Raw genomic sequence first — 25,494 nt, forward strand, 5'->3', positions numbered from 1 at the left:
CTTGGTGCCGCCTGACGGCCTGGCCACGATGACATGCCATGCGAACACACCTGGTCATCGCCCTGGTGGCGGCCTGCGCGCTCGGCGCGGGATGCGGGAGATCCACCTCGGGTACGGCGGCGGCCCCCACGCCGCCCTCCTCGACCGGCAAGAGCGCCAAGGACCTCGTCCCGGAATCCGTACGGAAGTCCGGCGAGCTCCGCATGGCGACCTCGGAAGGCTATCCCCCGATGGAGATGTACAAGCCGGGCACCCAGGAGATGACCGGCGTCGACGCCGACCTGGCCGTGGCGGTCGGCGAGCGGCTCGGGCTGAAGACCCGGATCATCAACGCCTCCTTCGACGGTCTCATCCCCGGCCTGCAGGGCGGCCGGTGGGACATCGCCATGGCCGCGCTCAGCGACCTCGAACAGCGCCGCAAGGCCGTCGACTTCGTCGACTACTTCAACGCCGGCGGCTCGATCATGGTCAAGAAGGGCAACCCCGAGGGCATCAAGACCCTTGGGGACCTGTGCGGCAAGAAGGTCGTCCTGGCCAAGGGCAGCTCCAACCTGGAGATCGGCAAGCGCCAGAACGAGAAGTGCGCCCAGAAGATGGAGATCATGCAGAGCGAGGACGCCCCCACCGGCCTGCTCACCATCGACTCCGGCCGTACCGTCGCCACGATCGTCGACTCCCCCGTGGCCGCCATGTACGCCAAGGAGACCGGCAAGTACGAGGTCCTGGCCGAGCAGTACGACGCCGGCCCCTGGGGCATCGCGATCGACAAGAAGCAGACGGGCCTGCGCGACGCCGTCGCCAAGGCGCTCCAGGAACTGATCGACAGCGGCGAGTACGGCAAGATCCTGGAGAAGTACGGCACGACGGCCAACGCCGTGCCCAAGGTCACGATCAACACCGGCGCATGATGGAACTCCCGATCGAGGCGGTGAAGCCGCCCAGGCCCGGGCGGCTCGTCGCGGCGGTGGTCGCGGCGCTGGTGATGGCGTGGCTGGCCTACACCGTCATCGTCAACCCCAACCTCCACTGGGACGTCATCGCCGAGTTCCTGCTGGACGGCCGCGTGCTCGGCGGCCTGTGGATCACGATCGCGCTCACCGCGCTGTCCATGGTCATCGGCGTCGCCCTCGGCGTGGTCGCCGCCGTCATGCAGCTGTCGGACAGCCCGGTGCTGCGCGGCGCGGCCGGCCTCTACACCTGGTTCTTCCGGGGCACGCCGCTGCTGGTGCAGCTCATCTTCTGGTTCAACATCGGCCTGGTCTTCCCCGAGATCGGGCTCGGCGTGCCGTTCGGCGGCCCGATGTTCCTCCAGTGGCCGGCCAACGAGCTGATCACGCCGTTCACGGCGGCGCTGCTCGGGCTGACCATCAACGAGGGCGCGTACATGGCCGAGATCGTCCGCGCGGGCATCCGTTCGGTGGATCCCGGGCAGCGGGAGGCGGCCGAGTCGCTGGGCATGACGCACCGGCAGATCCTGCGCAGGGTCGTGCTGCCGCAGGCGATGCGGGTGATCATCCCGCCGACCGGCAACCAGTTCATCTCCATGCTGAAGACCACCTCGATGGTCTCGGTCATCTCCGGCGCGGAGCTGCTGACCGTCTCCCAGCGCATCTACCTGGACAACTTCGAGGTGATCGCGCTGCTGGTGGTCGCCTCCACCTGGTACCTGCTGCTCACCACCGTGGCCACCTTCGGCCAGCGCTCCCTGGAGAGGAGGTTCAGCCGTGGCCACTAGCATGGTGAAGATCGAATCGGTCCGGAAGCGCTTCGGCCAGCTGGAGGTGCTGAAGGGCGTCAGCCTCGACGTGCCGGCCGGCGCGGTGGTCTGCGTGGTGGGCCCGTCCGGGTCCGGCAAGTCGACGCTGTTGCGCTGCGTCAACCGGCTGGAGACGATCGACGCGGGCCGGGTGTGGGTCGACGGCGAGCTCATGGGCTTCAGCGAGCAGGGCGGCAAGCTGCACCTGCTGCGGCCCGGCGAGCTGTGCCGCCAGCGCCAGGAGATCGGCATGGTCTTCCAGCGCTTCCACCTGTTCCCGCACATGACCGCGCTGGAGAACGTCATGGAGGGCCCGTGCACGGTCAAGCGCCTGCCGAAGGCGAAGGCGGCCGAGCGCGCGATGACGCTGCTCGACCGGGTGGGGCTGGCCGACCGGGCCGGCCACTACCCCAGGCAGCTGTCGGGCGGCCAGCAGCAGCGGGTCGCGATCGCGCGCAGCCTGGCCATGGACCCCAAGCTCATGCTGTTCGACGAGCCGACCAGCGCGCTCGACCCCGAGCTGGTGCAGGAGGTGCTGCAGGTCATGCGCGACCTGGCGGCCAGCGGGATGACGATGATCGTGGTGACCCACGAGATGGGGTTCGCCAGAGAGGCGGGCGACCACCTGGTGTTCATCGACGACGGCGTGATCGTGGAGGAGGGGCCGCCGCGCGAGGTGCTGTCCGCGCCGCGTCACGAGCGCACCCGCGCCTTCCTCGGGCAGGTGCTGTGAACGGCTCGCTTCTCAGGGAGGGTTCGGCCACGTGAGCCTCGACATGCTGATCAGCGGTGGCCTCGTGGCCGACGGGACGGGCGCGCCGCTGCGCCGGGCCGACGTCGGCGTCCGCGGTGACCGCCTCGTCCTGCTGCCCGGGGACGGCCCGTCCGACGGCGGCGGGGGGCGGGTGATCGACGCCGCCGGGCTGGTGGTCGCGCCCGGGTTCATCGACGTGCACACCCACTCCGACGCGGTCACCCTGCTCGGGGAGGCGGGCCGGGAGCTGGCCGCCGCGCCCGTGCTCATGGGCGTCACGGTGGAGATCTGCGGCAACTGCGGGTCGAGCCTGTTCCCGGCGCTGCCCGAGCGGGTGCCGGCGCTGCGCCGGTCGAGCCGGGCCGGTTTCGGCGGTGACATCCCGATTTTTGAGGACTACGACGGGTTCGTCGCGGCGCACGAGCGGGCCCCCCGGTCGAACCACCTGACCTCCCTCGTCGGCCACGGCACCCTGCGGGCCGGCGTGCTCGGCTACGAGGACCGCCCGGCCACCCCCGCCGAGCTCGCCACCATGTGCGCGCTGCTCGACGAGGCGCTGGCCGCCGGCGCCGCCGGGCTGTCCACCGGCCTCATCTACACCCCCGGCACGTACGGCGACACCGCCGAGGTGGTCGCGCTGGCCCGCGTCGCGGCCCGGCACGGCAAGCCGTACGTCACCCACCTGCGGGACGAGATGTCGCGCGTGGAGGAGGCGCTGGAGGAGGCCGTCGAGATCGCCCGCAGCAGCGGGGCCGCGCTGCACGTCAGCCACCACAAGACGGCCGGCAAGCACGCCTGGGGCAAGACCCTGCGCACGCTCCCCCGCATCGCCGCGCTGCGCGCCCAGGGCATGGACCTCACCTGCGACGTCTACCCCTACACCGAGGGCAGCACGTCGCTGTCGGCGATGTTCCCTCCGTGGGCCAACGACGGCGGCACCGAGGCGCTGCTCGACCGGCTGCGCGACCCCGGCCAGCGCGACCGGATGCGCGCGGCCATCGAGGACGGCGTGCCGGGCTGGGAGAACACGGTCGGCAACGGCGGCTGGGACCGCATCTCGGTCGCCTGCGCCACCCGTCATCCCGAGGCCGAGGGCCGCACGATCGCCGAGCTGGGCGGCGACCCGGTGAACGCGGCGGCCGAGCTGCTGCTCGCCGAGGACGGCGAGGTGACCATCATCAGCCACTCCATGCGCGAGGACGACGTCCAGCGGGTCCTGGCGAGCGAGTACGTCATGATCGGCTCGGACGGCGTGCCCAAGCCGGGCCATCCGCACCCCCGGCTGGCCGGCACCTTCCCCAGGGTGCTCGGCCGCTACTCCCGCGACCAGGGACTGTTCCCGGTGGAGACCGCCGTCCACAAGATGACCGGCATGGCGGCCGACCGGTTCGGGCTGGCGGACCGGGGCGTCGTGCGCGACGGAGCGCACGCCGACCTGGTGCTCTTCGACCCCGCGACGGTGGCCGACGGCGCGACCTACGCCGACCCGCTGCTGCCTCCCGTCGGCATCAGGGCCGTCGTGGTGGCCGGACGGCTCGCCGTGGAGGACAACAGGCTCACCGAGGACAGACCAGGAAGGATCATCGGGCGGTGAACGACATCACGCTCGCCGTCGCGACGCGCGATCTGGTGACGGGCGAGTTCCACGGCGTCAACGAGGACGCCGAGCTGCCGCTGGCCAGCGTCGGCAAGCTGCTGCTGCTGGCCGAGGTGGCGATGAGCGTCGAGGGCGGCATCCTGGCCCCCGACACGCCCGTGACGCTGCACGACGACGACTACTGCGGCGGCTCCGGGCTGCTCACGTCGCTGTCCGCGCGCGCCTGGACGATCGGCGACCTCGCCCTGCTGACCGCCGCCGTCAGCGACAACACCGCCACGAACGCGCTGCTGCGCACGATCGGCCTGGACCGGGTCAACGCCGCCGCCGCGGCCCTCGGGCTGTCGCGGACCAGGCTGCTCGACCGCATCAGGGAACCGCGCACCCCGCAGGACCCGCCCACGTTCGCGATCGGCACCGCGGCCGAGCTGTCCGGCCTGGCCGCGCTGCTCGCCGGTCCGGGCGGCTGGCAGGCGCTCATGCGCGGCTGGATGCGGCAGAACACCGACCACGGGCTCGTCCCCGCCCTGGTCAGGCACGATCCCGAGGGCGACTGGCTGGCCAACAAGACGGGCACCGACGAGGGCGTCCGGTCCGACGTCGGCATCATGGACGGCCGCATCGCCTACGCCGTCCTGGCCCACGGCCCCGCGGGCAGCGAGCACGACCTGACCTCCGCCGTACGGCGGGCCGGCCTGGACGTCGCCGCCCGCCTCAGCGCAGCGACGGCTCCAGCGAGTTCCTGAGCTGGGCCGAGGCCGTACGCAGGTAGGCCAGGAACGACCGGGCGGCCGGGTTGGGATTGGTCGGCCGCCTGGCCACGCCGATCCGGCGGAACAGGTTCGGCGTGGCCAGCCGGCAGGTGTGCAGCCCGGTCGCGCCCTGCAGGCCGAGGCTCGGCACCAGCGCGACGCCGAGCCCGGCCCGTACCAGGCCGATCGTCACCTCGTAGTGGTCGCTGCGGCAGCGGATCCGCGGTGAGAAGCCCTCCAGCGTGCTGGCCCGTTCCAGGATCGACACCGGGTGCTCGGCGCCGAACGTGGTGATCCACGGCTCCTCGGCCAGGTCCGCCAGCCGCACCTTGGGCCGCTGAGCGGCGGCGTGGCCGGTCGGCAGGACCAGCAGCTGCGGCTCGTCGAACAGGTGGACGACCTCCACCCCTTCCGGGCACTGCCACGGGTCCAGGGCGTGCTCGAAGACCACCAGCACGTCGAGCGCGCCGCGCTCCAGATCGGGCAGCAGCTCGTACGGCTGGCCCTCCACCAGGTCGAGCGCCACCTTGGGATACCGGGAGGCGAACCGCGACAACGCCAGCGGCAGCAGCCGGTACCCGGCGGAGGCGAAGAAGCCGATGCGCAGCTCGCCGGCGTCCACCCTGGCCTGGGCGAGCAGGTCCTTCTCGGCCGCCTCGATGATGTCGACGACCTCCTGGGCGCGGATGGCCAGGCGGCGTCCCGCCTCGGTCAGCCGCAGGCTCTGGGCGTTGCGCTCGACCAGCCCGACCCCCGCCTCCTGCTCCAGCCGGGACAGCTGATGGGACACCGCGGACGGCGACAACTTCAGCACCCTGGCCGCACCGGCGATACTGCCTGTCCTGAACACCTCAAGCAGGACACGCAGCCGGTTACTACTCAACACGGGACCAAGAGTACGAGCTTCCCCACCTCGCCCCGCGCATAAGATGTTCCCGGTGATCGACTCCACCCACCTGCCGCCGGTCGAGCTGCGTACCGAGCGCCTGCTGCTGCGGCCCTGGCGCCCCTCCGACCGCGAGCCCTTCGCGGAGCTCAACGCCGATCCCGAGGTCATGGAACACTTCCCCGCCACGCTCAGCCGCGAGCAGAGCGACGCGCTCGCCGACGCCAGCGACGACCTGATCACCCGGCAGGGCTGGGGACGCTGGGCGCTGGAACGGCTGGACACCGGCGAGTTCATCGGCTTCACCGGCCTGCACCGGCCGACGTTCGAGGCCCCCTTCATGCCCGCGACGGAGATCGCCTGGCGGCTTGACCGCGGGTCGTGGGGGCACGGCTACGCGAGCGAGGCGGCCGGAGCCGCGCTCGGCTTCGCCTTCGACCGGCTCGGCCTGACGGAGGTGGTCTCCTTCACGGCCACGGTCAACACCCGCTCCAGTGCCGTCATGCGCCGCCTCGGGATGGTCCACGACCCCGAGGGGGACTTCGACCATCCCGTCCTGCCGCCCGGCCACCGGCTGCGCCGCCACGTCCTGTACCGCCTCACCGCGAGCGACTGGCGCCGCGCGAACGGGTGACCGGTTGAGCGGGTGAGCCGGGACGGCCCGCGGACGGCCCCGGACATGCGAAACGGCCCCTACCGTGCGACGAAGCCGCAGGTAGAGGCCGCTTTCTCTCAAGCAGACATCTTCTTCTTGAGGTTCTCGTCCAGGGCGGCCAGGAAGTCCTGGGTGGTGAGCCACTTGGCGTCGCCGCCGACCAGCATGGCGAGGTCCTTGGTCATCTGACCGCTCTCGACGGTCTCGATGCAGACCTGCTCCAGCTTGTTGGCGAAGTCGGTCACGGCGGGGGTGTTGTCCAGCTTGCCGCGGTGGGCCAGGCCACGCGTCCACGCGAAGATCGAGGCGATCGGGTTCGTGGAGGTGGGGTTGCCCTTCTGGTGCTCGCGGTAGTGGCGGGTAACGGTGCCGTGGGCGGCCTCGGCCTCGACGGTCTGGCCGTCGGGGGTCATGAGGACGGAGGTCATCAGGCCGAGCGAGCCGAAGCCCTGGGCGACCGTGTCGGACTGCACGTCGCCGTCGTAGTTCTTGGCGGCCCAGACGTAGCCGCCCTCCCACTTGAGCGCCGCGGCGACCATGTCGTCGATGAGGCGGTGCTCGTAGGTGAGCCCGGCCTTCTCGAAGTCGGCCTTGAACTCGGCCTCGAAGACCTCGGCGAAGATGTCCTTGAAGCGGCCGTCGTACGCCTTGAGGATGGTGTTCTTCGTCGACAGGTAGACCGGGTAGTTGCGGGCCAGGCCGTAGCGCATGGAGGCGCGGGCGAAGTCGCGGATCGACTCGTCGAGGTTGTACATCGCCATGGCGACGCCGCCGCCCGGGAAGTCGTACACGTCGAGCTCGATCGGCTCGGAGCCGTCCTTCGGCGTGTACGTGAGGGTCAGGGTGCCCTCGCCGGGGATGACCAGGTCGGTGGCGCGGTACTGGTCGCCGAAGGCGTGACGGCCGACGACGATCGGCTTGGTCCAGCCGGGCACGAGGCGCGGCACGTTCGACATGATGATCGGCTCACGGAAGATCACGCCGCCGAGGATGTTGCGGATGGTCCCGTTGGGGGACTTCCACATCTTCTTGAGCCCGAACTCCTCGACCCGCGCCTCGTCGGGGGTGATGGTGGCGCACTTCACACCGACGCCGTACTTCTTGATGGCGTTGGCGGCGTCGATGGTGACCTGGTCGTCCGTCGAGTCCCGGTACTCGATCCCCAGGTCGTAGTACTTCAGGTCGACGTCGAGGTAGGGAAGGATCAGCTGGTCCTTGATGAACTGCCAGATGATCCTGGTCATCTCGTCGCCGTCGAGCTCGACGACCGGACCCTCCACCTTGATCTTGGGCATGCGAATGGTTCCCCTTCAATGAATGGATGCGTTGAGGCTATCGGACCGTCCCGTCAACCGGCCAAAAGGGACAGGAGCCAGGCCTTGAACCCGTTGTTGTACAGCGCGAGCGAGGTCAGGGCCATGAGGAAGCCGAACGCGATCAGCGTGATGACGTCCGTCTTCTTGTCGCGGACGGCCAGTTGCCCGTCGAACCCGGCGAACCGGAGCGCGGCGGCGACCATCAGCACACCGCCCAGCGCGAACCCGCCCCAGCGCGGGTCCACCAACAGGATCACGAGCACGGCGGCGACCGCTCCCGCCACGATCAGCGGGAACGGTCCCCAGCGTTCACGTTCGTTCTCTCGGCTCAACGCTCTTCTATTGGCTTCCACTTCTGATCGCGCTCGCCAATGTATTCACTGTCGGGCCGGATCAGCCTGTTGTCGGCATGCTGCTCGATCACGTGCGCGGTCCAGCCGGACATGCGGCTGATCGAGAAGACGGGGGTGAACAGGTCCGTCGGAATGCCAAGGTAGTGGTAGACCGACGCCGCGTAGAAATCGACGTTCGGATAGAGGCCCTTCGTCTCGAAGACGACCTCCTCCATCTCCTTCGACATCCGGTAGTAGGTGTCGTCGCCGGCGGCCTCGGCCAGCTCGGCGGACATGCGGCGCAGGTGCGTCGCGCGCGGGTCCTCGGTCTTGTAGACGCGGTGGCCGAAGCCCATGATCTTCTCGCCCGCGGCGAGCTTGTCGCGCACGGCCTGGGCCACCCCGCCCGGCGGGATCGACTCCAGGGTCTTCATGACCTGCTCGTTCGCGCCGCCGTGCAGCGGGCCCTTGAGCGTGCCGATGGCCGCGACGATGGCCGAGTGCATGTCCGACAGGGTCGCGGCGCAGACGCGGGCGGCGAACGTCGAGGCGTTCATCGTGTGGTCGGCGTGCAGCACCAGGCACTCGTCGAAGATCTCCACCGCACGCCGCTCGGGGGCGCGTCCGGTGACCTGGAGCAGGAAGTTGCCGGCGATGCTGAGCTCGGGGTCGGCCTCGGGGGCCGCGCCGCCGGTGCGCGCGGCGTGGTAGCGGGCGACCAGCACGGGCTGCTGCGCGGTCAGGCGGGCCGCCTTGCGCAGGTTCGCGTCGGGGGCGGTGGAGTCCTTGTCGGGGTCGTCGGCGCCGGAGAGTGAGACGAGGGAGCGGAGCGCCTCCATGGGTTTCTGCTTCTCGGCGATCTCCGCCACGTTGGCGGCGACCAGCGCGCCGAGCTCCCTGCCCTGGGCCAGGTCGGCGCCGTACGCCTCCAGCTGGGCCCGGTCGGGCAGCCTGCCGCGCTGCAGCAGGTACGCGGTCTCCTCGAACGTCGCTCGGCCGGCCAGATCGTGGATGTCGTATCCACGGTAGAACAGGCGACCGGCCTTGCCGTCGATGTCACTCAGCGCTGTGGACGCGGCGACGACATCGGCCAGGCCTTTCGTGGGCTTGTCCGCCATGAGTGTTTCCTCCGCTTATCTTCCTCCGAAGTCTACCCGTGAGCAGGTAAAACCGTCCGCAGAGGTCCAGACCAATTTCACGGGGGATTCTCCTTTCGGCAAAGGAGATTCCGCATCCCCTCGGTTGGGTAAGCCGGAGCTGTAGTAATAGTTACGGCGGGCTACCTGGGGAGGAACTGCCGTGGAGGGGCCGTTCATACGCATCGAGGACACCGGCGACGTGGTCCCGTTGCGCCCCGAGATCACGACGGTCGGGAGAGGCCGGGGTGTGGACATCCGGCTCACCGACCCCAGTGTGTCTCGACTCCATGCCGAGTTCGTCAGACGAGGACCCTACCTGTACGTCGTTGATCTGGGCCTGTCCCGCAACGGCACACGGGTGAACGGCAGGCCGATCGCCCGGAGGGTCCTTGACGACGGAGACGTCGTCTCGTTCGGCGCGGCGCGGGGTCGCATCGGTGGAGTCCCCCGTGAGGACTTCACCCCCGAGGTCGAGCTGCGCAGGGCGGCGGCGCCCGAGCTGACCAGGCGCGAGGTCGATGTGCTGACCTCGCTCTGCAGGCCGGCGCTGTCCGACGAGGCGTTCGTCGCTCCGGCGACGGCGCGCGAGATCGCCGACGACCTGGTCGTGACCGAAGCCGCGGTCAAGCAACACCTGCTGCGGCTGTACCAGAAGTTCAGGATTCCTGAGGGCACCAACCGCCGCACGCGCCTCGCCAACGAGGTCGTCGCGCTCGGGCTGGTGCGCCCGACCCCTGTGGTGCCACCACAGCGGTCGGCGGGCGCCACGGCTGAGCAGCAGCCGTCGGCGGCCGGTAGGAGGGCTTCCTAGAGGAACCAGATCGCGACCGGGGCTTCGGCGAGGGGTTCCGGCAGCGTCGGAACCATCGAGAGATCACTGCGCTCACCCCTGCTGGGCGCGGAACGGGCGACGGCGGGCGACCGCGGGCCGACAGGCCGGTGGCGCGCGCCGTGCTCGACGCCGGTCAGGGAACGTGCCGGCGACGCGCGCTGGTGAGCCATGCGCGCGACGCCGGAGGTCAGCGTTCCTTCACCGGTGTCTTTCAGATCACCCGGAAACCGTGGCTGGGCTTGCTGGTCCTGTTGGCCCGGTCGACGGCGACCGCGTAGTAGTGGTCGCCGCGCTTGCCGTCGGGGTCCGTCCAGCGGATCTGACGGTCGGCGGGCACGACGGCGACCAGGTTGCGCGCGTCGGCGAAGGCGTTCTGGCCGGCCTCGTCCGGGAAGCGGAAGATGGCGAACTGGAACGGCTCGTCCCGGCCGGTGGCGACCACGCGCACCTCGACGCCGCCGGTGCGGCGCAGCGCGTACGCCACCACCGGGCGGCGCGGCGGCTCGCCGTTCGCCAGGCGGGGCAGCACGGGCGCGAGCGCGGGGCGCTGGTAGTGGTCGTTGACGGCGGTCGTGATGGAGGCGAGCCGGTCCACCTTGACGTCGTTGGCGTTGTACCAGATGTCGCCGCCGACCTCGGGGTGGGCGCGGTTGAGCGTCAGGTGCCTGGACAGCTCGTCCGGCTTCTGCCACTCGGCGGCCTGGGCCGGGTCGCCCGCCTTGTACGCCGCCTGCCCGATCCACAGCAGCGTGTTCGTGCCCGCGGCCACGTCCGACCACCACGGGACGAGCTTGGAGTAGTCGGCCGGCGGCTGCCCGATGTACCAGTAGAGCTGCGGCGCGATGTAGTCCAACCAGCCCTTCTTGACCCAGCCGCGGGTGTCGGCGTGCAGGTTGTCGTAGGACTGGCCGCCGTTGGTCTCGGAGCCGAGCGGGTCGGTGCCCTTGTTGCGCCAGATGCCCGACGGGCTGATGCCCCAGGCGATCTCCGGCTTGGCCTGCAGGACGCGCTGCTGCATCTCGCTGACCATGAGGTCGACGTTGTTGCGCCGCCAGGAGGCCAGGTCGGGGAAGCCGGCGCCGTACTTGGCGAAGGCGGCGCTGTCGTCGAAAGCAGTGGTGTTGGTCGGGTAGAAGTAGTCGTCGAAGTGCAGGCCGTCGATGTCGTAGCGGGTGATCGCGTCCATCATCGCGTCCTGGCAGAACTTGCGGACCTCGGGCATGCCCGGGTTGTAGTAGAGCTTGCCGCCGAACGGCAGGATCCAGTCGGGGTTCTTGCGGCCGGGGTGATCGGGGTGCAGCTTGCCCGGGTCGGGCTGCATCGACACGCGGTAGGGGTTGAACCAGGCGTGGAAGGCCAGGCCGCGCTTGTGGGTCTCCTCCACGGCGAACCCAAGCGGGTCGTAGCCGGGGTCCTGGCCCTGGGTGCCGGTCAGATACTGCGACCAGGGCTCGAACGGCGACGGCCAGAACGCGTCGGCGGTCGGCCTGATCTGCACGAACACGGAGTTGAGCTTGCGCTGCACGGCCACGTCGAGCCAGGCGAGGTATTCGGCCTTCTGCTCGTCGGCGCTCAGCCCCGGCTTCGAGGGCCAGTTGATGTTGACCACGGAAGCGATCCACATGCCGCGCATCTGACGCAGCGGGGGGACGTAGTCTGCCTGGGCGAAGGCCGGCAGCGGCACGGCTGACGCGGCGGCGGCGAGAGCGAGACCCTTCAGGAGAGTCCTTCTGCTGGGCATGGGGGGTGGCCTCTCGACAATGGTTGTGTCGAGGGCGACGATGACAGAAAATTACCTTCAGATCAACAACCGTGAAGGAAAATGCCGCATGAGCGCAGAGCTGGTCCGACTTGCGATGACGGTGCTCCAGCCGGGGTTCGAAGGGACGTCGCCTCCCGACTGGCTGCGCCGCGCGCTGGGCGAGGGCCTGGGCGGCGTCATCCTGTTCGCCCGCAACTCCATCGGCGAGCAGCTCGTCCGTTCGGTGCGCGCCGAGAACCCCGGCGCGATCGTCGCGATCGACGAGGAGGGCGGCGCGGTCACCCGGCTCGAAGTGCTCGCCGGCAGCTCCTTCCCCGGCAACCGGGCGCTGGGCGTGGCCGACGACGTCGAGCTGACCGAGCGGGTCGGCCGGCAGATCGGCCGGATGCTCGCCGAACTGGACATCTCCCTCGACTACGCCCCCTCCGCCGACGTGAACGCCAACCCGGAGAACCCGGTCATCGGCGTGCGCTCGTTCGGGCCCGACCCCGAGCTGGTCGCCCGGCACACCGTCGCGTACGTGGCCGGGGTGCAGGGCGCGGGCGTGGCCGCCTGCGCCAAGCACTTCCCGGGGCACGGCGACACGACCACCGACTCCCACCTGGCGCTGCCCACCGTGCACGCCTCGCGGGCGGTGCTCGACGAGCGCGACCTGCCGCCGTTCAGGGCCGCCATCGCGCACGGGGTGCGCTCGATCATGTCCGGCCACCTGCTCGTGCCCGCGCTCGACCCGTCGATGCCGGCCACGCTCAGCCACAGCGCCCTGACCGACCTGCTCAGGGGCGAGCTCGGCTTCGACGGCGTGGTGGTCACCGACGCGATCGAGATGCAGGCCGTGGCCGCCATGTTCGGCCCCGGCGAGATCGCGGTGCGCGCGCTGGCCGCCGGCGTCGACACCATCTGCGCCGGCCGGGCCGACGAGCGCAGCTTGCACGAGATGCGCGACGCCGTCGTCGAGGCGGTGCGCACGGGCCGGCTGGCGGAGGAGCGGCTGGCCGAGGCGGCCGGCCGGGTGCTCGCCCTGTCCGCCTGGTACGCCGAGCGGTCCGAGCTGCGCGAGAAGGCCCGCGCCGACATCGACGAGGGCGTCGGCCTCGAGGCCGCCAGGGCCGCGCTGACCACCACCGGCACCGCCGTGCTCGACCGGGGGCCGCTGGTCGTGGAGGTCAACACCCGGCTCAACCAGGCGGTCGATCCCGCCACGCCGACCGGCATCGCGGCCGCGCTGGCCGCCCGCCTGCCGAACACCGCCAGGGTGCGCCTCGACCGCGACGGCGAGCTGCCCGCCTTCGACGACCGTCCCGTGGTGCTCGTGGTGCACGACGCGGCCCGGCATCCGTGGGTGCGCGAGGCGCTGGCGCGGGCGCTGGCCGTCCGGCCCGACGCGATCGTGGTGGACACCGGCATCAGCGACGCGCCCGTCGGGGCCGCCCATCTCGCCACGCACGGCATCTCCCGCGTCTCCGCGCAGGCGGCGGCCGAATGGCTGACCCGTTGAACACCGAGCCCGCGAACCCGGTCGCCACCGTGCGGGCGGTGCTGCCGTCGCTGACCCCGGCGGCGCAGGCCATCGGGCGCATCATCCTGGACGACCCGGGACTGGTCGTGCGGAGCACGATCACCGAGTTCAGCGCAGTGTCGGGCACCAGCGAGGCGACGATCGTGCGCACCGCGCGGGCGCTCGGCTTCGCCGGTTACTCGCAAATGCGCTTCGCGCTGGCCGCCGCCGTGGCCAAGCAGCCCGAACGTCTGGTGCCCGGCGACCTGGCCCCCGACGACCCGCTGACCGACGTGATCGCCAAGGTGGCGCGGGCGGAGTCCGACGCGCTGGCGGACACGGCGGCGCAGCTCGACCCCGACCAGCTCGGCGAGGTCGTCCAGGCCATCGCGGTGGCCCGGCGGGTGGACGTCTACGGCGTGGCGGCTTCCGGGCTGGTGGCCGCCGACATGTCGCAGAAGCTGCTGCGCATCGGCCTGTCCAGCCATCCGTTCAGCGACGCCCACCTGGCCCTGACCAGCGCGGCGCTACTGCGGGACGGCGACGTCGCGGTGGCCATCAGCTGCAGCGGCGAGACGCCCGACGTGCTGGTCCCGGCCCGTACGGCGGCCGAGGCGGGGGCGCTGATCGTGGCCATCACCAACAACCCGCGCTCGTCGCTGGCCGACCTGGCCAGCCACACGCTGGTGTCGGCCGGCCGGGAGACCGCCTTCCGGCCCGGCGCGCTGGCCAGCCGGATCAGCCAGCTGCTGATCGTCGACTGCATCTTCGTCGGCCTGGCCCAGCGCACCTACGACCGGGCCGAGGCGGCGATCCGGGCCACCCGCGACGCGACCGACCGCTACCGCAACCGGTGACGGACGACCGGCGACCGGCAGGAGGGCGTCAGGCGCGGGTCACCGAGACCTTGTGCAGCAGGCCGGGAAGCGGGTGCCGATGCTGATCGACACGCTCATGATCCGGGCGGTGGCGACGCGGGCGACGTACACGACGTCCTCGCCGTCGAGCACCGCGACCGAGGCGGACTCGTGCACCTCGGCGGCCAGGCGTTCCAGGTGCGGGCCGGCGACCTCGGGCAGCGACAGGCCGGACAGGTAGGCGTACCCCAGCTCCAGGACGCGCGGGGTGAGCGCGAACAGCCGGCCGTCGTTGCGCACGTAGCCGAGGTCGGCCAGCGTGACGAGGAAACGCCTGGCGGCGGCGCGGCTGAGGCCGGTCGCCCGCGCCACCTGGCTGAGCGTCAGCTCGGGCGCCGCGGCGCTGAACGCGCGGATCACCGCCGGCCCTCTGGCCGGCGACTGCACATGATCGACCATGGTGATCCCTTGACAGAAGCCGACAAGGGCGTAGTTTCCGCCACGAGCCGTTCGCCGCCGCGGACGCGCAGACCAGGGCCGACCTGGAGGACCTGGCCATCGACCTGCCGCGCGACGGGGACCAGCTCACCACCCGGTCGCTGCCGCGTTTCGGCGAGCTGCGCGGGCAGGTCCACCGGCGGGTCCAGCAGGCGAGAGGGGCACGATGAGCACAGTGCGGGCGGCGGCGTTCGAGGTGCTGCGGCGGTACGGCCTGACGACGATCTTCGGCAACCCCGGCTCGACCGAGGTGTCGCTGCTGACCGGCCTGCCGGACGACCTCCGCTTCGTGCTCGCCCTGCACGAGGGCTCGGTCGTCGGCATGGCCACCGGCTGGGCCATCGGGCACGCCGAGCCCGCGCTGGCCGTGCTGCACACCACGGCCGGGCTGGGCAACGCGGTGGGCGCCCTCGCCACGGCCCGGGCGAACCGGGCGCCCCTGGTCGTCCTGGTGGGGCAGCAGGACCGGCGGCACCTGGCGCTGGAGCCGTTCCTCGCCGGACGGCTGGCCGGGCTGGCCGGCGACTACCCGGTGTGGACCGACCAGCCGGTGCGGGCGCAGGACGTGCCCGGCGCGCTGGCCAGGGCCTTTCACGAGGCGGTCACGCACCGGGGCCCCGCCCTGGTCGTGGTGCCGATGGACGACTGGGACGCGCCCTTCGCCGGCGAGACCCCGGCGGCCCCGGCCCGGGTGCTGCGGCCAGCCGCCGTGCCCGACGCCGGCCTGGCGCCGCTGGTCGAGCTGCTGGCCGGGGCGCGGTCGCCGGCGATCGTGGCGGGGGCGGGGGCGGCTTGGGGGCCGCTGGTGCGGTTGGCCGAGCGGCTGGCGTGCCCGGTGTTCCAGGAGTCGTTCGGGGCGCTGGCGGGGTTCCCGCAGGACCATCCGCAGTACGCGGGGGTGCTGCCGGCCGACCGGGAGCGGCTGCGGGCCGTGCTCGCGCCGCACGACGTCGTGCTGGCCGTGGGGGCGCCGGTCTTCCGGCAGTACCCGTACGCGCCTGGACCGCTGGTCGAGCCGGGGACGGCGGTCGCCGTGGTCACCGACGACCCGGCCGAGGCGCACCGGAGCCCGGCCGACCTCGCCGTCCTGGCCCCGCCGGGGGCCGTCTGCGAGCGGCTGGCGGCCCTGCTGCCGGCCCGTCCCGCCGCCGCGGCGGCCGTTCCACCGGCCCCGGCTCCTGAGGTGCCCGGCGGGGAGCCGTTGCGGCCCGCGTACGTGCTGCGCGAGCTGGCCCGGCGGCTGCCCCGCGACGTCGTGCTGCTGGAGGAGACCCCGTCGTCCCGTCCCGACCTGCACCGGCTGGTCCCGGCCAGGAACCCGCTGGGCTTCGTCTCGGCGGCCATGGGCGGGCTCGGGTTCGCCGTGCCGGCCGCGGTCGGCTTGCGCATGGCGCTGCCCGGACGCCCGGTGGTCGCGGTCGTGGGCGACGGCTCGGCGCTGTACGGCGTGCACGCCCTGTGGAGCGCCGCCCATTACCGGGTGGGCGCGCTGTTCGTCGTGCTCGCCAACGGCCGCTACGCGGTCATGGACCGGCTGGCCGACCGGCAGGGCGGCAAGGCCCCCTGGCCGCCGTTCGCGGAGGTGGACATGGCCGCGCTGGCCAGATCGCTGGGCTGCCCCGCCCGGCGGGTGGACGGCCCCGCCGAGCTGGGGACCGTGCTCGACGAGGTGATCCCGTCGCTGGCCGCCCGCGAGGAGCCCCTGCTGCTCGACGTCACCGTGGCCGTGGACCGGGACTTCCGGCCGTGAGCCGGCTCACCAGGCCGGAGGGCGGCGACCGTCGTCGGCTGCCGGGTCGAAGCAGAGCTCGGGGGCGGCGTCCGGCTTGAAGACCTCGTCCAGGGCCCACCGCTCGTACGGGCGGGCGCACGGCGGCGCGCCGGCGATCGCCAGCTCGCGGGCGTCGAGGTCCATGACGACGGAGTAGACCGTGTGGCACTCCTCGGCCGGGCCGGCGTCGGGGTCGAGGTGGCGGCAGACGCCGTCGGGGAAGGAGTAGTGGTCGCGCAGGGCCGCGACGACGTGTTCGAGGCCGACCGCGCGCTCGGCGGCGGTGTCCTCCAGCAGGTGGCGCACGCGTTCGGGGCGCAGCAGGGTCAGGCCGGACCTGGCCGCCTTCATGTCCTCCAGCGGCAGCTCGGCCTCGAAGTGGTTGGCGTGGGTGAGCAGGCCGTCGCGCGGCAGCAGCGCGCCGAACGCGCCCGGAGCCACCTCCAGGTCGATGGCCTCGCCTCCGGCGTCGGCGATGAGCAGGTTGCCCGAGGAGACGCGCGGCACGTCGAGCACCTTGCGGTGGGCCCGGCTCATGCGGTCGGACTGCAGCACCCCGCGCAGCAGGAAGTGGTACGGGACCCCCGCCCCGGCCTGGTCGCGGTCGGACTGCAGGCGGTTGGCGCACACGCCGAGCCCCGCCGAGTTGAGCCCCGACTTGGCGAGCATGCCCGCCTCGGCCAGCGTGAGCACCGCGAACCCCTCGGTGTCGCGGGTGGCCAGCAGGAAGGTGACCGCGCCCTGCTCGGGATGCCAGTCCCAGTTCTGGGCGAGCAGGGTGTGGCCGTCGCGGGTGTACTTGGGCAGGACGGCCAGCGCGGTGCAGCCGTCGTCGTGGTAGCCGGTGCCGTCGAGCAGCTCGGTACGGGCGTTGAGCGCGGCGATGTGCTCGACCGGCTGCGCCGCGCCCGCCGCCAGGCCCTCCAGCATGGCGGCGATGCTCGGGTCGTACGCCCTGGCCACGTCGAGGAAGGTCTGGCCCCAGCGCAGCACGTCGGCCGAGGAGAGCCCGGACTTGTCGCGGAACCGCCGCAGGTAGGTCTCGACGCTCCGCGCGACCAGGTCGGCGGTACGGTGGCCGACCTCGGCCCCCATCTCCTCGTAGGTGCCCTCGACAGCGATGAGCGGGGTGTCCATGAATCGGCCTTCCGTGATGGGGGTAGGGCTGGCTCTTCTTCCCATTCCCCCCGTCAGGGCTTCATCCCCCGATCACTCAGGAACGCTCGGCCGCTTCCACGACGTTGGACAGCAGCAGCGCGCGGGTCATCGGCCCGACCCCGCCCGGGTTGGGGGTGAGGAAACCGGCGACCTCCTCGACGTCGGGGGCCACGTCACCGGCGATCTTGCCGTGGACCCGGGACACGCCCACGTCGAGGACGGCCGCGCCGGGCTTGACCATGTCCCGCGTGATGAGCTCGGGCACGCCGGCCGCGGCCACGACGATGTCGGCGCGGCGCACGTGGGCGGCCAGGTCGTGGGTGCCGGTGTGGCAGAGGGTCACCGTGGCGTTCTCGCTGCGGCGGGTCAGCAGCAGGCCGAGCGAGCGGCCGACGGTGATGCCGCGGCCCACCACGACGACGTCGGCGCCCTTGATCGGCACGTCGTACTCCTGGAGCAGCAGCACGATGCCGTGGGGCGTGCAGGGCAGGGGCGCGTCGACCATGTGGACGAGTCGGCCGAGGTTGACCGGGTGGAGGCCGTCGGCGTCTTTGGCCGGGTCCATGCGCTCCAGCAGCGCCATCGTGTCGATCTGCTTGGGCAGCGGGAGCTGGACGATGTAGCCGGTGCAGGCCGGGGACGCGTTGAGCTCGTCGACGGCCGCCTCGACGTCCTTCTGGGTGGCGGTGGCCGGGAGGTCGACGCGGATGGAGGCGATGCCGACCTCGGCGCAGTCGCGGTGCTTGCCCGCGACGTAGATCTGGCTGCCGGGGTCGTCGCCCACCAGGACGGTGCCCAGGCCGGGCGTGATGCCGCGGTCCTTGAGCGCGGCCACCCGGGTCGCGAGGTCTGCCTTGATCCTGGCGGCTGTCGCCTTGCCGTCGAGTTTCACTGCGCTCATGCCGTCAATCCTTCCATGACTGGTCGGCTTCCCGGCACCGGCCGCGCGTCCGTCCACAGTTTTTCCACAGATGGGAGGCAGGCGGCGTCCGTTGTCCACAGGGAAACGATGACATCGTTGTCATCGATCAAGGAAGGGCATATCGTGTCGGGCGCCGGCACCCTGTCCCACGGAGGTTCCCCTTGCGCGCCCGCTGCCCCCTGCCACGCCTCGGCGGCCTCCGCCGGCCCGGCCACCCCATACCCGGATGACCTGCGTACTCGCCGTCGACATCGGCGGCACCAAGCTCGCCGCCGCGCTGGTCGACGAGGCCGGCTCCCTGCTGCGCTCCGCCGCGCGGCCCACGCCGCGCTCCGACGTCATGTCCGCGCTGGCGGCCCTCGTCGCGGAGGTGACCGGCGGGGGGCCGGCACCGCACGCCGTCGGCGTCGGCTGCGCGGGCCCGCTCGACCTCACCACGGGCACGGTGAGCCCGGTGAACATGCCGAGCTGGCGCGGCTTCCCGCTGCGCGACGAGCTGCGGCGGCTGACCGGCCTGCCCGTGGTGCTGGCCGGCGACGCCCAGTGCATGGCGCTCGGCGAACACTGGCTGGGGGCCGGGCAGGGCAGCACGTCGCTGCTCGGCGTCGTCGTGTCCACCGGCATCGGCGGCGGCCTGGTGATCGACGGCGCGCCGCTGCTCGGCCCGGCGGGCAACGCGGGGCACGTCGGCCACATGAGCGTCGATCCCGGCGGCGAGCGCTGCGAGTGCGGCGGCCGGGGCTGCGTCGAGCGCTACTCCAGCGGCCCCAACCTGGCCCGCTGGGCCCTGGAGAACGGCTGGGCGCCCGCCGGCGACCGCGACGCCAGGGCGCTGGCCGCCGACGCGTCCGCCGGGCATCCGGTGGCGCTTTCGGCCTTCGAGCGCGGCGCCAGGGCGCTGGCCGGCCTGATCGCCTCCACGGCGGCCGCAGTCGAACTCGACACCGTGGTCATCGGCGGCGGCGTGTCGGCGGCCGGCGCGGTGTTGTTCGGGCCGCTGGAGCGGGCGCTCGACGACGTCGCGGGGCTGGCGTTCGTCCGGGCGGTCCAGGTGCGGCCGACCACGCTGGGCGTGCGCGCGGGCCTGGCCGGGGCCGCCCGGCTGGCCTGGCGCCTGTCCGGCCAGTGAGCCGGCCGCGAGCGGCCATCCGGCCAGTGCGCCGGCCGCGAGCGGCGGTCCTGCTGCCGGCTCGACCAGGTTGAGCGCTGGTTCGCCGAGCTGGAGCGCCGCCGGCCCTCCGCGTCCACCCGGTCGCGCCGGCCGAGGCCGCGTCAGACGCCCGGGGGCGGCTCTTGCTGTCCGGGCGTCGTTCGGCCGGCTCGGGCGAGATGGTGGAGCGCCGGGCGGAGGCCGGCCCGGCTCCTCGCGCGGAGCCGGGCGGGAGGCCGCGTCAGACGGCCTGCGCGGCGGGCTGGAGGGTGAGCTCGGTGAGGCTGACGTCCACCTGCGCGAACCCGTCGGCGAGCCGGCGATCGCCAGTCCCGACTTGCGCAGGTTGCGGGCCGCGGCCGAGCCGTCCGGCAGTCACTTCCACTAGCCCGACATCGGCGACCGTCGGCCGGGGCGAGCACGTCCTGCAGGTCGCGCTCGGCACGCCGGTCGTCGCCGAGCCGGTCGACAACCTGGCGCAGCAGGCGATGGCCGGGGGCGGCCCGCCGGCTTCGACGCCCTAGCCGCTCTCTTCCTTGTCGGCCGCGGACATGGCGAGCATGTCGTCGACGCACCTGCGCATCAGTTGCTCGAACTGAACGAGGTCCCGGTCGCTCCATTCGGCGAACGCGGAGTCGACGAGCCGCTGCCGGGCCTCCTCAAGCGCGTCCGTCACGCGACGGCCCGCGCTGGTGATGACGGCTTCCTTGACCCGTCGGTCCGCCGGGTTCGGACGCCGCTCGATCAGGCCGAGCTCGGCGAGCTTGGCCACCTGCCGGCTGACGGTGGTGTGGTCGCGTCCGGCCCGTTCGGCGAGTTCGACCACGCCGATCGGCCCGAACCGCCGGATTCCGACGATCAGTTTGAACAACGCGCGGTCGAGATCGATGCCCGCTTCGGCCATGAGGACCTCGTCGCGTTGCGGCAGGTTCATGAGCGCGATCAGGTCGACGAGCGATTCATGCAGGCGCCGGAACGTGATGTGCCGGCGGTGTTGGGAAGCCATGCTCGCCACCGATGCCTTACGTGCCCTTGCGGACGGGGAGGTGCCAAGGATACCGGCAGCCTCCGGGCAGCCCTGCGGAGACGCCGCCTCCGCACGGCGAGGACGCGAAGATGCGCTCACAATACACATAATTTCCAGGCATCGGGACAGCGTGATCACAACACCCGGATCGGACTTTTCTCCCTACATGGCTGACCATGAAAGAGCAGCTCAAGACGGCGTGTTCGATGACCAGGAAGCCGCGTCGACCGTGGCCGGCGGCTTGACGGCCGCTCCAGTCACGGATCATACTCCGTGCTAAATACACATAAATTCGCACCGGGCGGGCCGACCTGCCCGGCCGCCACCGACGGAGAGTGAACCGTGGCACGCAACGAAGACCTTGATGTGATCATCTGTGGATCCGGTCCGGCGGGATTGACCCTCGCCATCGATCTCGCCCGCAGGAACATCGCGTTCCGGTTGATCGACAAGGCGCCGCATCCGTTCATCGGCTCACGCGGCAAGGGCATCCAGCCGCGCACCGAGGAGGTGTTCGAGGACCTCGGCGTGGTCGACCGGATCGTCGCCTCGGGAGGCGAATATCCTCCCCTGCGCACCTACACCCCCGACGGACCGGTCGACAAGCACGCCGGGATCCTGCCGGAGCCGACGCCCGCCGAGCCGTACCAGATCCCGCTGCTCGTTCCGCAGTTCCGCACCGAGCGCCGGTTGCGGGAGCGGCTGGCCGAACTCGGCCACGCCCCGGAGTACGGCTGCGAACTCGTCGGCTTCGACCAGGACCCCGACGGCGTGACCGCGCGGATGGCCACCTCCGGCGGGGAGCGGACCGTGCGAGCCGCCTACCTGGTCGGCGCCGACGGCGGATCGAGCTTCGTCCGCAAGGCCCTCGGCATCGAGTTCCGCGGGAAGTCCCTCGGCGTGCGGGCGCTCGTGGCCGACGTGCGGGCCGACGGCGCCTCGTCGCGCGTCTGGCACCGCTGGGGCGACGAGCAGCCCGAGCGCAGCGTCTCGCTGTGCCCGCTCCACGGCACCGGCATGTTCCAGTACATGGCCCCGGTCCCCCTCGACGTGGACGTCGACCTCTCGGCCGAAGGGCTCACCGCCCTGCTCCACGAGCGCGGCGGTCAGGACGACATCGTGATCCGCGAGGTTTCCTGGGCATCGGTGTTCACGATGCAGGCCCGGCTGGCCGACGCCTACCGGCGTGGGCGCGTGCTCCTGGCCGGGGACGCCGCGCACTGCCATCCGCCGACCGGCGGGCAGGGCCTGAACACGAGCATCCAGGACGCCTACAACCTCGGCTGGAAGCTCGCCGCCGTGCTCGACGGCGCGCCGGAGTCACTGCTGGCGACCTACGAGGAGGAGCGCCGGCCGGTCGCCGAGGCGGTCCTCGGCCTGTCCGAGAAGCTGCTCGAAGCGGCCAGGAACCGGGAGATGCGCCGGGGCCGCGAGGTGACCCAGCTCGATGTCGGCTACCCGGACTCCTCGCTGTCGCTGACCGGCCTGGAGCCCTCCAAGGGCGTGGCGGCCGGCGACCGCGCGCCCGACGCCCCCGTCACCGGCGCGGGCGGGCCGGCCACGCGGTTGTTCAGCCTGTTCCAGGGACCGCACTGGACCCTGCTCGGCTACGAGCCCGGCGACGCCGCGGTCCCGGAACCGCGCAGGGGCCTGCGCATCCACGTCATCGGCGACGACGTCCTCGACACCGGAGGCCATGTCCGGAGCGCGTACGGGCTGTCGCCCGAGCAGTGGGCGCTCATCCGGCCGGACGGATACGTCGCGGCCGTGGTCGGCACCGCCGAACTCGGCGCGATCGAGACCTACCTCGACGGCGTCGGCGTCCGTCAGCAGATGCGAGAACCGGCGGCTAGTCGCGCTCGGCGAAGCGGGCCTCGCGGCGCTCGATGATCCGGCGGGTGTACGGGATGAGCTCGACGACCCGGCCGCCGAGGTAGGCACCGATGAAGGCGAGGACCAGCAGGACGAACGGGCTGGTCGAGAAGCCGTTCATGGTCACGAAGGCATGCAGGGTCGCGTCGAGCATGGAAACTCCGGGGGAATCAGCACAGCAGGGCGGCAATCAGGGTAACCGGGGAGTGCCGATGCTCGCCGCCAAAACGGATAAAGGGCAACAAGTGATCTCTTGTTGCCCTCTATCCGATGAACCGGTGATCAGTGGAAGAAGTGGCGGGTGCCGGTGAAGTAGAGGGTGACGCCCGCCTGCTCACAGGCGTCGATCACCTCCTGGTCCCGGATCGAGCCGCCCGGCTCCACGATCGCCTTGACCCCGGCCTCGATCAGCACCTGCGGCCCGTCGGGGAACGGAAAGAACGCGTCGGAGGCGGCGACCGAGCCGGCCGCCCGCTCCCCCGCCCGGCTCACCGCGAGGCGGCAGGAGTCGACCCGGTTGACCTGGCCCATGCCCACGCCCACCGTGGCGCCGCCGGCGGCCAGCAGGATCGCGTTCGACTTCACCGAGCGCGAGGCGCGCCAGGCGAAGGCCAGGTCGGCCAGCAGCTCGGGCGAGGCGGCCGCGCCGGTCTTGAGCTCCCACGCCGACGGGTCGTCGCCGCCGGCGTCGATCCGGTCGACCGCCTGCAGCAGCAGGCCGCCGTCGACGCGGCGGAACTCCAGCGGCTGGGACGGCCCCTCCGGGCAGCGCAGCAGGCGCAGGCTCTTCTTGGCGCGCAGCACCTCCAGCGCCTCCGCGCTGAAGCCGGGGGCCACGACGACCTCGGTGAACACGTCGGCGATCTGCCGGGCCAGCTCGACGGTGACCTCGCGGTTGACCGCGATCACGCCGCCGTAGGCCGAGACGGGGTCACAGGCGTGGGCCTTGCGGTGGGCCTCGGCCACGTCGGCGCCGACGGCGATGCCGCACGGGTTCTGGTGCTTGATGATGGCCACGCACGGCTCGGCGAAGTCCCAGGCCGCCCGCCAGGCGGCGTCGGAGTCGAGGTAGTTGTTGTAGGACATCTCCTTGCCGTGCAGCTGCTCGGCGTTGGCCAGGCCGCCGGAGCCGGCGGTGTAGAGGGCGGCGCGCTGGTGCGGGTTCTCGCCGTAGCGCAGGGTCGCCTTGCGCTCGTACGCGACGCCGGTGAACTCGGGGAACTCCTCCTCCCCGCCCGCGTACGGCCCGGCGAACCAGTTGGCCACGGCCACGTCGTAGGCGGCGGTGTGGGCGTAGGCGACCCCGGCCAGGCGGCGGCGCTCGTGCAGCGTGAAGCCGCCCTCGTCCAGCGCGGTGAGCACGTCGCCGTAGGCGGCGGGGTCGACCACGACCGCGCAGGTGGCGTGGTTCTTGGCGGCGCCCCTGATCATCGCGGGCCCGCCGATGTCGATCTGCTCGACGCACTCCTCGTCGGAGGCGCCGGAGGCCACCGTCTGCTGGAACGGGTAGAGGTTGACCACCACGAGCTGGAACGGGTCGATCTCCAGCTCGTCGAGCTGGGCCACGTGGCTGGGCTTGGTGAGGTCGGCCAGCAGGCCGGCGTGCACGCGCGGGTGCAGCGTCTTGACCCGGCCGTCGAGGCACTCGGGGAAGCCGGTGAGCTGCTCCACCTTGGTCACCGGGATCCCGTGGGACGCGATCGCGGCGGCCGTGCCGCCTGTCGACACGATCTCCACGCCGGCGCCGTCGAGTGCCCTGGCCAGCTCTTCGAGCCCGGACTTGTCGTAGACAGCGATCAGCGCGCGCCGGATGGCGATGCGAGTCACGTGCTTTCCCCTCCTGATTGGTTGCCGATGCGGACGGTGCGTCCGCTGACCGTCCAGCCCTCGCGGGCCATCCGGCCGACGATGTCGACGAGCAGGCGGCGCTCGACGGTCTTGATGCGCTCGTGCAGGACCGGCTCGTCGTCGTCCGGCAGCACGGGCACCGCCTCCTGGGCGACGATCGGGCCCGTGTCGATCCCCGCGTCGGCCAGCATCACGGTGCAGCCGGTCACCTTCACCCCGTGGGCCAGCGCGTCGCGCACGCCGTGGGCGCCGGGGAAGGACGGCAGCAGCGCCGGATGGGTGTTGAGCACGGGGAACGCGTCTAGCGTGGGCGCGCCCAAAATCTTCATGAAGCCCGCCGACACCACCAGGTCGGGCTCGTACGATGCGATCCTGGCGGCGAGAGCGGCATCCCAGTCCGCCCGAGTCGCATGATCGCCCAGTTTTTCAACAAATGTCGGGACATTTGCCCTGGTGGCCCTGGCCAGGCCCTCTATGCCGTCCCGATCCGCGCCCACCGCCACCACGCGCGCACCGTACGACGGGTCGGCGGAAGCGTCCAGCAGGGCCTGTAGGTTGGTTCCAGAGCCGGAGACGAGGACGACGAGCCGCCCAGCCTTTGACACGCACACTCCAAAGAATGGAAACAGGGTGGGGCTGACAGGGTATCTGTTCCTCGCCCGGCGACGCAGAGGAGGTCAGGTGTCGACACCGGTGCAGGCACCGGCGGGTCAGCAGCCCGCCGATTCAGCGGGTCGCCGTGCGATCTGGTTGTCCATCGCGGCGCTGGCCATGACGTTCATGCTGCCGCTCGCCGGCCTGGTCATGGCCCTGTTCGCACTCATGTCGGGCATCCGCGCGCTACCGCGGCTGCGCAGCGCCCACAAGCCCACCGGCACGGCCGTCGGCGGCATCACGATCTCCTCCATCGCGCTGGCCCTGTCGGCGATGGCCACGGGGATGCAGCTCTACCTGATGGACGAATACTCCGCCTACCAGGAGTGCATGAAGGGCGCGGGCACGGTCTCGGCCCAGGGCGAGTGCTTCACCCAGTTCAGGGACGCCGCGCAGCGCAAGCTGCCGCCCGACGTCCTCCAGCTGCTCGGGGCGATGCAGTCCTAGCCCCGAGCCCC

At 71.9% G+C, this 25,494-nt stretch carries 24 protein-coding genes and 1 pseudogene; 13 read left to right on the forward strand and 12 right to left on the reverse strand.

Features of this window, described 5'->3' with window-relative positions; all coding sequences use genetic code 11:
- Positions 1–38 precede the first annotated feature (38 nt).
- Genes ACFYUV_RS15410 through ACFYUV_RS15430 form a run of 5 tightly spaced genes read left to right on the forward strand, consistent with a single transcriptional unit; the run spans position 39 to position 4,853 of the window.
- On the forward strand, positions 39–908 hold the full coding sequence (locus tag ACFYUV_RS15410) for an ABC transporter substrate-binding protein (protein ID WP_387669118.1): 870 nt from the start codon (positions 39–41) through the stop codon (positions 906–908).
- On the forward strand, positions 905–1,735 hold the full coding sequence (locus ACFYUV_RS15415; protein WP_358282334.1) for an amino acid ABC transporter permease: 831 nt from the start codon (positions 905–907) through the stop codon (positions 1,733–1,735). Before ACFYUV_RS15410 ends, ACFYUV_RS15415 begins: the two co-directional genes overlap by 4 nt.
- A gap of 1 nt (position 1,736) precedes the next feature.
- Positions 1,737–2,489, forward strand: coding sequence for an amino acid ABC transporter ATP-binding protein (locus ACFYUV_RS15420; protein ID WP_387669274.1), 753 nt, complete (start codon positions 1,737–1,739; stop codon positions 2,487–2,489).
- A 31-nt stretch (positions 2,490–2,520) separates the two neighbouring features.
- The gene (locus ACFYUV_RS15425) at positions 2,521–4,104 is read left to right on the forward strand and encodes an amidohydrolase family protein (protein ID WP_387669119.1); all 1,584 of its coding nucleotides are present in this window, start codon (positions 2,521–2,523) and stop codon (positions 4,102–4,104) included.
- Positions 4,101–4,853, forward strand: coding sequence for a serine hydrolase (locus ACFYUV_RS15430; RefSeq protein ID WP_387669120.1), 753 nt, complete (start codon positions 4,101–4,103; stop codon positions 4,851–4,853). Before ACFYUV_RS15425 ends, ACFYUV_RS15430 begins: the two co-directional genes overlap by 4 nt.
- Here ACFYUV_RS15430 and ACFYUV_RS15435 read toward each other — a convergent pair.
- Entirely contained in the window at positions 4,822–5,745 is a 924-nt protein-coding gene (locus ACFYUV_RS15435; RefSeq protein WP_387669121.1) for a LysR family transcriptional regulator, read from the reverse strand. The two genes, ACFYUV_RS15430 and ACFYUV_RS15435, sit on opposite strands and share 32 nt — an antisense overlap.
- A 52-nt stretch (positions 5,746–5,797) precedes the next feature.
- On the opposite strand from ACFYUV_RS15435, the gene ACFYUV_RS15440 reads away from it, so the two are divergent.
- Positions 5,798–6,379: a GNAT family N-acetyltransferase gene (locus ACFYUV_RS15440; protein ID WP_387669123.1), complete on the forward strand. Its 582-nt coding sequence runs from the start codon at positions 5,798–5,800 to the stop codon at positions 6,377–6,379.
- 98 nt (positions 6,380–6,477) lie between these two features.
- Here ACFYUV_RS15440 and ACFYUV_RS15445 read toward each other — a convergent pair whose 3' ends face one another.
- From ACFYUV_RS15445 to ACFYUV_RS15455, 3 genes are read right to left on the reverse strand one after another with little or no spacing between them, the layout of a single operon-like run.
- Positions 6,478–7,695 (reverse strand): NADP-dependent isocitrate dehydrogenase, encoded by a 1,218-nt coding sequence (locus tag ACFYUV_RS15445; protein ID WP_387669124.1) that lies wholly within the window; start codon positions 7,693–7,695, stop codon positions 6,478–6,480.
- A gap of 53 nt (positions 7,696–7,748) precedes the next feature.
- Positions 7,749–8,048 carry a DUF3017 domain-containing protein gene (locus ACFYUV_RS15450; protein ID WP_358282322.1) on the reverse strand — a complete coding sequence of 100 codons (300 nt, stop codon included), beginning with the start codon at positions 8,046–8,048 and terminating at the stop codon, positions 7,749–7,751.
- A complete protein-coding gene (locus ACFYUV_RS15455; protein ID WP_387669126.1) occupies positions 8,045–9,166 on the reverse strand; it encodes a citrate/2-methylcitrate synthase in 1,122 nt (373 codons plus the stop codon). The genes ACFYUV_RS15450 and ACFYUV_RS15455 overlap by 4 nt, the downstream gene beginning before the upstream one ends.
- Positions 9,167–9,347: 181 nt before the next feature.
- On the opposite strand from ACFYUV_RS15455, the gene ACFYUV_RS15460 reads away from it, so the two are divergent.
- The gene (locus tag ACFYUV_RS15460; protein ID WP_352328563.1) at positions 9,348–9,998 is read left to right on the forward strand and encodes an FHA domain-containing protein; all 651 of its coding nucleotides are present in this window, start codon (positions 9,348–9,350) and stop codon (positions 9,996–9,998) included.
- 232 nt (positions 9,999–10,230) lie between these two features.
- On the opposite strand, the gene ACFYUV_RS15465 is transcribed toward ACFYUV_RS15460, so the two are convergent.
- Entirely contained in the window at positions 10,231–11,643 is a 1,413-nt protein-coding gene (locus tag ACFYUV_RS15465; protein ID WP_387669128.1) for a glycoside hydrolase family 10 protein, read from the reverse strand.
- A gap of 205 nt (positions 11,644–11,848) precedes the next feature.
- Here ACFYUV_RS15465 and ACFYUV_RS15470 point away from each other — a divergent pair, with 205 nt between their 5' ends.
- Entirely contained in the window at positions 11,849–13,279 is a 1,431-nt protein-coding gene (locus ACFYUV_RS15470; protein ID WP_387669129.1) for a glycoside hydrolase family 3 protein, read from the forward strand.
- A complete protein-coding gene (locus ACFYUV_RS15475) occupies positions 13,264–14,136 on the forward strand; it encodes a MurR/RpiR family transcriptional regulator (protein WP_352328557.1) in 873 nt (290 codons plus the stop codon). The genes ACFYUV_RS15470 and ACFYUV_RS15475 overlap by 16 nt, the downstream gene beginning before the upstream one ends.
- A gap of 51 nt (positions 14,137–14,187) precedes the next feature.
- Here ACFYUV_RS15475 and ACFYUV_RS15480 read toward each other — a convergent pair.
- Positions 14,188–14,595: pseudogene (locus ACFYUV_RS15480) on the reverse strand (helix-turn-helix domain-containing protein); the annotation flags it as partial.
- Positions 14,596–14,800: 205 nt separating this feature from the next.
- On the opposite strand from ACFYUV_RS15480, the gene ACFYUV_RS15485 reads away from it, so the two are divergent.
- Complete coding sequence (locus ACFYUV_RS15485) at positions 14,801–16,384, forward strand: thiamine pyrophosphate-dependent enzyme (protein ID WP_387669131.1); 1,584 nt, start codon at positions 14,801–14,803, stop codon at positions 16,382–16,384.
- A gap of 6 nt (positions 16,385–16,390) precedes the next feature.
- Here ACFYUV_RS15485 and ACFYUV_RS15490 read toward each other — a convergent pair whose 3' ends face one another.
- Both ACFYUV_RS15490 and ACFYUV_RS15495 read right to left on the reverse strand, forming a co-directional pair.
- A complete protein-coding gene (locus tag ACFYUV_RS15490; RefSeq protein WP_387669132.1) occupies positions 16,391–17,542 on the reverse strand; it encodes a C45 family autoproteolytic acyltransferase/hydolase in 1,152 nt (383 codons plus the stop codon).
- A 76-nt stretch (positions 17,543–17,618) separates the two neighbouring features.
- Positions 17,619–18,464 (reverse strand): bifunctional methylenetetrahydrofolate dehydrogenase/methenyltetrahydrofolate cyclohydrolase, encoded by an 846-nt coding sequence (locus ACFYUV_RS15495; protein ID WP_358282305.1) that lies wholly within the window; start codon positions 18,462–18,464, stop codon positions 17,619–17,621.
- Positions 18,465–18,711: 247 nt separating this feature from the next.
- Between ACFYUV_RS15495 and ACFYUV_RS15500 the strand changes: the two genes are divergently transcribed.
- On the forward strand, positions 18,712–19,614 hold the full coding sequence (locus ACFYUV_RS15500) for an ROK family protein (RefSeq protein WP_387669133.1): 903 nt from the start codon (positions 18,712–18,714) through the stop codon (positions 19,612–19,614).
- Between the two features lie 541 nt (positions 19,615–20,155).
- Here the strand turns inward: ACFYUV_RS15500 and ACFYUV_RS15505 are convergent.
- A complete protein-coding gene (locus ACFYUV_RS15505) occupies positions 20,156–20,641 on the reverse strand; it encodes a MarR family transcriptional regulator (protein ID WP_358282299.1) in 486 nt (161 codons plus the stop codon).
- A 363-nt stretch (positions 20,642–21,004) separates the two neighbouring features.
- On the opposite strand from ACFYUV_RS15505, the gene ACFYUV_RS15510 reads away from it, so the two are divergent.
- A complete protein-coding gene (locus ACFYUV_RS15510; protein ID WP_387669135.1) occupies positions 21,005–22,552 on the forward strand; it encodes an FAD-dependent oxidoreductase in 1,548 nt (515 codons plus the stop codon).
- Here the strand turns inward: ACFYUV_RS15510 and ACFYUV_RS15515 are convergent.
- The 3 genes from ACFYUV_RS15515 to purN all read right to left on the reverse strand — a co-directional run bounded on the left by ACFYUV_RS15515 (position 22,512) and on the right by purN (position 24,987).
- A complete protein-coding gene (locus tag ACFYUV_RS15515) occupies positions 22,512–22,688 on the reverse strand; it encodes a hypothetical protein (protein ID WP_387669136.1) in 177 nt (58 codons plus the stop codon). The genes ACFYUV_RS15510 and ACFYUV_RS15515 overlap by 41 nt on opposite strands.
- Positions 22,689–22,816: 128 nt before the next feature.
- Positions 22,817–24,361: a bifunctional phosphoribosylaminoimidazolecarboxamide formyltransferase/IMP cyclohydrolase gene (gene purH / locus ACFYUV_RS15520; protein ID WP_387669137.1), complete on the reverse strand. Its 1,545-nt coding sequence runs from the start codon at positions 24,359–24,361 to the stop codon at positions 22,817–22,819.
- Entirely contained in the window at positions 24,358–24,987 is a 630-nt protein-coding gene (gene purN / locus ACFYUV_RS15525; protein WP_352366616.1) for a phosphoribosylglycinamide formyltransferase, read from the reverse strand. The genes purH and purN overlap by 4 nt, the downstream gene beginning before the upstream one ends.
- Positions 24,988–25,063: 76 nt before the next feature.
- Between purN and ACFYUV_RS15530 the strand changes: the two genes are divergently transcribed.
- Positions 25,064–25,483: a hypothetical protein gene (locus tag ACFYUV_RS15530; protein ID WP_352323906.1), complete on the forward strand. Its 420-nt coding sequence runs from the start codon at positions 25,064–25,066 to the stop codon at positions 25,481–25,483.
- Positions 25,484–25,494: the final 11 nt, after the last annotated feature.

The sequence above is a fragment of the Nonomuraea sp. NPDC003560 genome (genome assembly GCF_042878785.1).
Taxonomy (GTDB): Bacteria; Actinomycetota; Actinomycetes; order Streptosporangiales; family Streptosporangiaceae; genus Nonomuraea.